The sequence below is a fragment of the Veillonella magna DSM 19857 genome (assembly GCF_000428745.1).
In the GTDB taxonomy this organism is placed as follows: domain Bacteria; phylum Bacillota; class Negativicutes; order Veillonellales; family Veillonellaceae; genus Veillonella_A; species Veillonella_A magna.
This window is the reverse complement of record NZ_AUAN01000016.1, coordinates 23,990-32,855: the sequence shown is the minus strand read 5'-3', so window position 1 is coordinate 32,855 and position 8,866 is coordinate 23,990. Positions and strand designations below refer to the sequence as shown.

The following is an 8,866-nucleotide window of genomic DNA, read 5'->3' as shown; positions in this document are numbered from 1 at the left end:
CGAAGAAGAGCACCAACGTTATCGCCGGCTACTGCGGAATCCAAAGTTTTGCGGAACATTTCCAAACCGGTTACAACGGACTGGGACGGTTTTTCCTGCAAACCAACGATTTCAACAGTGTCGCCTACTTTGATTTCGCCACGTTCAACACGGCCGGTAGCAACCGTACCACGACCGGTAATAGTGAACACGTCTTCGACCGGCATCAAGAAGGTCTTATCGGTGTCACGTTCCGGAGTCGGAATGTATTCGTCAACAGCGTTCATAAGATCGATGATCTTATCAACATATTTCTGATCGCCTTCGAGGGCTTTCAAAGCGGAGCCTACGATGATCGGCACATCATCGCCAGGGAAGTCATAGGAAGAAAGAAGTTCACGAACTTCCATTTCTACGAGTTCCAACAATTCTTCGTCGTCAACCATATCAGCTTTGTTGAGGAATACAACGATAGCCGGTACGCCAACCTGACGAGCCAAGAGGATGTGTTCGCGAGTCTGCGGCATCGGGCCGTCAGCTGCGGATACAACGAGGATAGCACCGTCCATCTGAGCAGCGCCAGTGATCATGTTCTTAACATAGTCGGCATGGCCCGGGCAGTCAACGTGTGCATAGTGACGGCTGTCCGTTTCATATTCAACGTGTGCAGTGTTAATAGTAATACCACGTTCACGTTCTTCCGGAGCTTTATCGATCATGCTGTAGTCCTGGAACTGAGCCTGGCCTTTTTCAGCAAGAACTTTAGTGATTGCTGCGGTAAGGGTAGTTTTACCATGGTCAACGTGACCGATGGTACCGATGTTAACATGCGGTTTAGTACGTTCAAATTTTGCTTTTGCCATTTTGAATTGTCCTCCCGGATAATTAAAATTTTCTTAAATATTGTAACCCTTATAGGATTAACCGTTTTTCTTTGCCTGAATTTCTTCAGCGATTTTCTTCGGTACTTCTTCGTAGTGGTCAACAGCCATGCTGTAGTTACCACGGCCCTGTGTCTTGGAACGTAAGTCGGTTGCATAACCGAACATTTCGCTCAACGGAACAAAGGCTTTGATATGCTGGGTACCATTACGAGCTTCCATACCTTCCATGCGGCCACGACGGGAGTTAAGGTCACCGATTACGTCGCCCATGTATTCTTCCGGCACATCAACTTCTACTGCCATATATGGTTCAAGGAGAACCGGATCAGCTTTGCGAGCACCTTCTTTGAAGCCCATAGAACCAGCAATTTTAAAGGCCATTTCCGAAGAGTCAACATCATGATAGGAACCGTCAAATACGATTACCTTAATGTCTACCATCGGATAACCGGCGATAACACCGGATTCCATTGCTTCTTTAACACCTGCTTCAACAGGTCCGATGTATTCACGAGGAATAGCCCCGCCAACGATTTTGTTTTCGAATTCGAAGCCTGCGCCCGGTTCCTGCGGAATCAATTCCAACCAGCAGTCACCGTACTGACCACGACCACCGGACTGACGAACGAATTTACCTTGTGCTTTAACAGATTTACGAATCGTTTCACGATAAGCAACCTGCGGCTTACCAACATTACATTCAACCTTGAATTCGCGATTCATACGGTCAACGATAATGTCCAAGTGTAATTCTCCCATACCGGAAATAATAGTCTGACCGGTTTCTTCATCAGTACGAACTTTGAATGTCGGGTCTTCTTCAGCCAAACGAGCTAAGGCAATACCCATTTTTTCCTGGTCAGCTTTTGTTTTCGGTTCAACCGCAACAGAAATAACCGGTTCCGGGAATTCCATGGATTCAAGGATTACCGGAGCCTTGTCATCACACAACGTATCACCGGTAGTTGTATCTTTTAAGCCTACTGCTGCTGCAATGTCACCAGAGTAAACTTTTTCGATTTCCTGACGGCTATTGGCATGCATCTGAAGAATACGACCGATACGTTCTTTCTTACCTTTTGTAGAATTATAAACGTAAGAGCCGGATTCCAAAGTACCGGAGTACACACGGAAGAAGGCCAATTTACCAACATACGGGTCAGCCATAATTTTGAAGGCTAATGCAGAGAACGGCTGTTCGTCAGAAGACGGACGCGTTTCTTCTTCACCCGTTTCAGGGTTAACACCTTTAATCGGCGGGATGTCAGTCGGAGCCGGCATGTAATCTACTACAGCATCCAAAAGCATCTGTACGCCCTTGTTTTTATAGGAAGAGCCGCACAATACCGGGAACAATTTGTTTTCACAAACAGCTTTGCGAAGGGCTACCTTCAATTCATCGATGGTAATTTCTTCGCCTTCCAAGTATTTCATCATGATTTCATCATCAGTTTCAGCAATAGCATCAACCATCATTTCACGACGAGCTTCGGCAATTTCCTGATATTCTGCCGGGATATCGGTAATTTCATATTCTTTACCGTCATCGCTGGTATAAATTTCGGCTTTCATTGTCATCAGGTCAATAATACCTTTAAAGGTATCTTCTGCCCCGATTGGCACCTGGATAGCAACACTGTTTGCACCCAAGCGTTCCTTCATCATATTTACTACGTTGAAGAAGTCAGCACCTACCGTATCCATCTTATTTACATAAGCGATACGCGGTACGCCGTAGGTAGAAGCCTGACGCCATACAGTTTCGGACTGCGGTTCAACGCCGCCCTTAGCACTGAATACTGCAACGGAGCCGTCCAATACACGAAGAGAACGTTCTACTTCCACAGTAAAGTCAACGTGACCCGGAGTGTCGATGATGTTAATACGATGATCTTTCCAGTGGCAAGTAGTAGCAGCGGACGTGATTGTAATACCACGTTCCTGTTCCTGAGCCATCCAGTCCATCGTAGCAGCACCTTCATGTACTTCACCGATTTTATGAACTCGGCCTGTGTAGTAAAGAATACGTTCCGTCGTGGTAGTTTTACCGGCATCGATGTGAGCCATGATACCGATATTGCGAGTTTTCTCCAAGGAAAATTCTCTTGCCACTAATGTCAACTCCTCTTTAACTAATTACCAACGATAATGTGCAAATGCCTTATTGGCTTCTGCCATCTTATGAGTATCTTCTTTTTTCTTGATTGCTGCGCCAGTATTGTTGAACGCATCCATCAATTCACCGGCAAGACGTTCTTTCATAGTACGTTCACCACGAAGACGAGCGTAGTTTACCATCCAACGAATACCGAGGGATAAACGACGATCGGCACGAACTTCCACCGGAACCTGGTAGTTAGCACCGCCAATACGACGAGCGCGAACTTCCAATACAGGCATAACGTTTTTAAGAGCCTGATCAAAAACTTCCATTGGGTCCTGACCCATTTTGGAACGAACAATTTCAAATGCATCATATACGATGGATTCGGCAATGCCTTTTTTGCCATCATACATTACTTTGTTAATGAAGCGTGTAACCAATTTGCTGTTGTACACCGGATCCGGAAGTACGTCACGCTTCGGCACAGGGCCTTTTCTTGGCATATCAATTTCCTCCTTTAACGATGTGTGTTACTGTTAAGCCAATTATTTCTTAGCTTTTTTTGCGCCGTACTTGGAACGACTCTGCATACGATTCTGTACGCCGGCTGTATCCAATGCACCGCGAACGATGTGATAACGCACACCCGGAAGGTCCTTAACACGACCGCCTCTGATAAGTACTACACTGTGTTCCTGTAAATTGTGTCCAATGCCCGGAATGTATGCAGTTACTTCGATAGCATTTGTCAAACGAACACGGGCAACTTTACGAAGTGCGGAGTTCGGTTTCTTCGGAGTAGCTGTATATACACGAGTACATACACCACGTTTCTGCGGGCATTCTTTCAATGCCGGAGCCGTGGATTTACGAGTCAATGTTTCGCGACCCTTACGTACTAGCTGATTGATTGTCGGCATTTGGGCACCTCCTTTCCAAACAATTAGATTTATAATTGATCCCGTACAACAAGAGCTGTACCGGATATTACCAAATTTATTTAAGCACACCTACTGCTGCCGCCTTCACTTTAATGTTAGCTGCTTTACCAAGTTCTTCCATCGAATGATTTCTATCAACGGCAACACCGTGTACTTCACAAAGTTCAAGAATAGGCAACGCAATTCGATCATCACTATTGTTAGCAACGAATACCAACTCTACTTCATCTCGTGCTATTGCCTTTGAAGTTTGTTTAGCACCAATTGTCTTCGCAGACGATGTCAGAATACTGAGTTCCATATCCTCGCTCCTTGTCTTTATTATGCTCATGGGCACACTCTTCCGTAAGCACTATAACAGTTTAGCATCATCCCCGACTGTTGTCAACAAAATTAATTGCTGTTTTTCCGCATAAACACTGGCTTTTATATGTACACTTTTCCGTGCGGTTCAATTTTATTTTTCAATGAATATTTTCTCCCATTTTATGCAAATCTTGAGCTAATATTCGTATAATATTTCAATTTTAACATCAATATTGCTTTTCACGCATAACTTCCTTGCAAAATAAATACAAAAAGAGAAGCCAATCCTGTGATTGTACTTCTCTTTTTATTATATAAGATATCTAAATTTATACGCTCGGCTAGTCTTCAAGAACCTCACGTGACTCACTCTTATAGCTACTCTCCTAGCTATTACCAAGAAACCAATTAGACTATGTGCCACTCACGATTCTTAGTTCCTATGCGTCTGCACTATCGTCCATCGTTTCTGCCGGAACATCAATAATCTGTGGTTCTTTTTTTACAACGCGAATCTTACGGTAGCGACTCATACCAGTACCGGCAGGAATCAATTTACCGATAATAACGTTCTCCTTCAAGCCCAATAACGGATCAATCTTGCCTTTAATAGCTGCATCGGTAAGAACACGAGTCGTTTCCTGGAAAGAAGCGGCTGACAAGAAGCTATCGGTAGCTAATGCTGCTTTAGTAATACCTAACAAAATACGTTTACCTGTAGCCGGTTGTTTACCATTCATAATCAAACGACGATTTTCGGCTTCAAAGGTATTCACATCTACAGGATCGCCCGGCAACAGATCAGCATCACCGGCACTTTCAACCTTAACCTTATGAAGCATTTGACGTACAATAACTTCAATATGCTTATCGTTGATTTCTACACCTTGCGATTTATATACTTTTTGTACTTCATAAACAAGATAACGCTGCGTTGCTTCCGTGCCCATTACACGCATAATATCATGTGGATTAATGGAACCTTCCGTGAGGCGACCACCCAAAGCTACATGATCTCCGTCCTTAACGATGATACGCGCACCGTACGGAATAAGATAATCTTGCTCTACGCCGTCTTTATCGGTTACAAAAATTGTATTTGTCCCCTTCTTATTATCATTAGGTACAACACGTACTACCCCTTCTACTTCGCTGATGATAGCATGGCGCTTCGGGCGACGTGCTTCAAACAATTCTTCGACACGCGGCAAACCTTGAGTAATATCGTCACCGGCAACCCCACCTGTATGGAATGTACGCATCGTAAGCTGTGTACCCGGTTCACCGATAGACTGTGCCGCAATAATACCTACGGCTTCACCAACCTGTACCTGGTTACCTGTACCGAGATCTCGACCGTAGCACTTCATGCAAACGCCATACGGGGAGCGGCAAGTCAACACGGAACGAATCTTGACAGTATCGTAATATTTAACGACTTCATCTGCCAATTCTTCCGTAATTTCACCGTTAAGCGGTACGATAACTTCACCGGTATCTTTATTAATCAATTCTTCTGCTGCCGTACGGCCTACAATTCGATCCTTCAACGGTTCAATGATGCCGGCACCTTCGACAATAGCTTCTACTTCAATGCCGTGAATGTCATTGTTGCGTACTTGTACTTCTTTTACATCGCTATCAAGAATTGCTTCTATACCTTCTTCTGTCAATGCTACGCCGGCAGGAACAATTTCATTACCTTCACCATCGATAACGGCGTTTACCGTATCCTTGCCCAACATGTTATGAACCATGGTTTCACGGAGAGTTTCACGAATGCCTTCGTCCGTTTCACCAAGTTTAATGTTCTGTACAAGGTTAGTATGGTTCATATCGCTGTCATTACCAAGGTGAACACCGCGTAATGAAATATCCGCCACCTTATGTTCTACCAACAATTCCAAGGATTCTTCAGTGAGAATCGTTTCCGCCGGAACAATAACTTCTCCTGTAGACGGAACAATAACGTCTTTATCAAGAACGCGACCAATCAATTTATCCTTTAAAAGGTTAACTGCCTGACGAGTAGAGCTTGCCAAGCGCGCACGTTCACGCACCAAATCAATACCCACAACGTCACAATCTTCTTCACGGACGATAACATCCTGCGATACATCAACCAAGCGACGGGTCAAATAACCGGAGTCCGCCGTACGAAGAGCCGTATCGGCCAAGCCTTTACGTGCCCCATGGCTAGAGGTAAAGTAATCCAATACGGTAAGACCTTCCTTAAAGTTAGCCTTAATGGGCAAGTCGATAATCCGACCGGACGGGTCTGCCATCAAACCGCGCATACCAGCCAACTGACGAATCTGCTGTTTATTACCACGGGCACCGGAAATAGCCATCATGTATACCGGGTTAAAGCCTTCCTGGTCACGCATCATGTTGTCCATCATGGCATCCGTTACATCTTCCGTAGCCTGTGTCCAAAGTTGAATTGTTTTACGATAGCGTTCATCTTCGGAAATCAAACCGCGACGATACAGACGAGATACTTTATCTACATCTTCATCAGCTTTGCTCAAAATCGGTGCTTTTTCTTCCGGTACTTTAATATCGGCAATAGCGATTGTCATACCCGCACGACGTGCAAAGGAGTAGCCCAATGATTTTACGCGGTCGAGAAGTTCCGCCGTCTTTTCGTTACCGAATAATTGGAAACACTGGTCAACCAGTTTGCCTACCATTTTTTTATCCATAACGCGGCCCAATGTGTAGTGACCGTCTTCCTGGCGCTCAAATTGACGCAATTCAGGATATAAAGCTTCATTGAAAATCAATCGGCCAGCCGTTGTTTCTACGCGGCCATAGCCTTCAAGACGAATATATAAAATATCTTGCAAACCGATAATACCTGAGTTATATGCCAACATAACTTCATCGTAATTAGCAAAATATTTAGCCTTATCCTTCGTATGCTGACGTACTACGGTCAGATAGTAGGTGCCGAGAATCATATCCTGAGAAGGTACCGCAACCGGCTTACCGTCTTTAGTTGACAAGATGTTATGCGAAGACAACATCAATGTACGTGCTTCCGACTGCGCTTCTACAGAAAGCGGCAAGTGACAAGCCATCTGGTCACCGTCAAAGTCAGCGTTAAACGCAGTACATACCAACGGATGAAGTTTGATAGCACGGCCTTCCCAAAGAATCGGTTCGAAAGCCTGAATCCCCAAGCGATGCAGTGTCGGGGCACGGTTAAGAAGTACCGGATGTTCTTTGATTACTTCTTCCAAAGCTTCCCATACGCCCGGACCGATACGTTCTACCTGACGCTTAGCAGCCTTAATATTGCTTGCTTGCTGGCGTTCTACCAAACGCTTCATAACAAATGGTTTGAACAATTCCAACGCCATTTCTTTCGGCAAGCCGCATTGATGCATTTTCAATTCCGGACCAACTACGATAACGGAACGGCCGGAATAGTCAACACGTTTCCCCAGCAAGTTCTGACGGAAACGACCTTGTTTCCCTTTTAACATATCGGACAAGGATTTCAGTGGACGGTTACCAGGACCTGTAACAGGACGGCCGCGGCGACCGTTGTCGATGAGCGCATCAACGGCTTCCTGTAACATACGCTTTTCATTGCGAACAATAATTTCCGGTGCGTCTAAATCCAATAAACGTTTCAATCGATTGTTACGATTGATTACGCGACGATACAAATCATTTAAATCGGACGTAGCAAAACGACCACCGTCGAGCTGAACCATCGGACGAAGCTCCGGCGGAATAACCGGCACCACATCCATAATCATCCATTCCGGACGGTTACCGGATTGGCGGAACGCTTCTACTACTTCCAAACGGCGTACGGCACGAACTTTACGCTGACCTGTAGCCGTTTCCAATTCATTACGAAGCTCAGCATTAAGCAAATCAAGATCCAATTCGCTTAATAATTCTTTAATTGCCTCTGCCCCCATATCTACGCAGGCAAACGACACTTCGTTCAACGCTGCCAACTCATAGCGTTCTTCACGACTTAACGTTTCATACTCCTTTTCTTCTTCCGGAATAGAAGTATCTGCTGCCAATGCGGCGTTTTTAGCTTCCTTACGTTTAGCTTCCGCTACGATAGCCAAGCGTTCACGACGCTGTGATACCGTTTCAAGAGCTACCTGCTTACCACCGATCGTATAGTTTTCATCCATAAATTGCGCTTCGTATTCGCGATATTCCGATTCGGTAAGAAGCTGACGTTTCGCCAACGGAGTTTCGCCAGGATCAACTACGATGTAAGCAGCAAAATACAATACACGTTCCAACGAACGCGGCGATATATCAAGGATAAGACCCATGCGGGACGGAATGCCCTTGAAATACCAAATATGAGATACCGGCGTGGCCAACACAATATGGCCCATACGTTCACGACGCACCTTAGCGCGTGTTACTTCAACGCCGCATTTATCGCACACTACGCCCTTATGACGGATGCGCTTATATTTACCGCAATGACATTCCCAGTCTTTTGTCGGTCCAAAAATGCGTTCGCAGAACAGACCGTCGCGTTCCGGCTTCAATGTGCGGTAGTTAATTGTTTCCGGTTTTTTTACTTCACCGTAAGACCATTCCAAGATCTGCTTAGGCGAGGCCAAGCCAATCCGCATGGAATCAAATTCATTTACGTCTAGCAC

The 8,866-nt window shown here is 45.1% G+C and carries 6 protein-coding genes; all 6 read right to left on the bottom strand.

Translation table 11 applies throughout. From position 1 onward, the window contains the following. A partial coding sequence (gene tuf, locus G344_RS0106185; protein ID WP_028255446.1) for an elongation factor Tu occupies positions 1-842 on the bottom strand: 842 nt, incomplete at its 3' end. A gap of 57 nt (positions 843-899) precedes the next feature. Next, entirely contained in the window at positions 900-2,975 is a 2,076-nt protein-coding gene (gene fusA, locus G344_RS0106180; protein ID WP_028255445.1) for an elongation factor G, read from the bottom strand. A 24-nt stretch (positions 2,976-2,999) separates the two neighbouring features. After that, a complete protein-coding gene (gene rpsG, locus G344_RS0106175) occupies positions 3,000-3,470 on the bottom strand; it encodes a 30S ribosomal protein S7 (RefSeq protein WP_028255444.1) in 471 nt (156 codons plus the stop codon). A gap of 42 nt (positions 3,471-3,512) precedes the next feature. Continuing rightward, positions 3,513-3,887 (bottom strand): 30S ribosomal protein S12, encoded by a 375-nt coding sequence (rpsL, locus tag G344_RS0106170; protein ID WP_028255443.1) that lies wholly within the window; start codon positions 3,885-3,887, stop codon positions 3,513-3,515. Positions 3,888-3,963: 76 nt separating this feature from the next. Then, positions 3,964-4,209 carry a ribosomal L7Ae/L30e/S12e/Gadd45 family protein gene (locus tag G344_RS0106165; protein ID WP_028255442.1) on the bottom strand — a complete coding sequence of 82 codons (246 nt, stop codon included), beginning with the start codon at positions 4,207-4,209 and terminating at the stop codon, positions 3,964-3,966. A gap of 445 nt (positions 4,210-4,654) precedes the next feature. Then, positions 4,655-8,866 carry a DNA-directed RNA polymerase subunit beta' gene (gene rpoC / locus G344_RS0106160; protein ID WP_028255441.1) on the bottom strand — a complete coding sequence of 1,404 codons (4,212 nt, stop codon included), beginning with the start codon at positions 8,864-8,866 and terminating at the stop codon, positions 4,655-4,657.

Bases quoted from the DNA above. Each gene is read 5' to 3' on its own strand.
- rpsG (WP_028255444.1), bottom strand. From the start codon at position 3,470: ATGCCAAGAAAAGGCCCTGTGCCGAAGCGTGACGTACTTCCGGATCCG.
- rpsL (WP_028255443.1), bottom strand. From the start codon at position 3,887: ATGCCGACAATCAATCAGCTAGTACGTAAGGGTCGCGAAACATTGACT.
- G344_RS0106165 (WP_028255442.1), bottom strand. From the start codon at position 4,209: ATGGAACTCAGTATTCTGACATCGTCTGCGAAGACAATTGGTGCTAAA.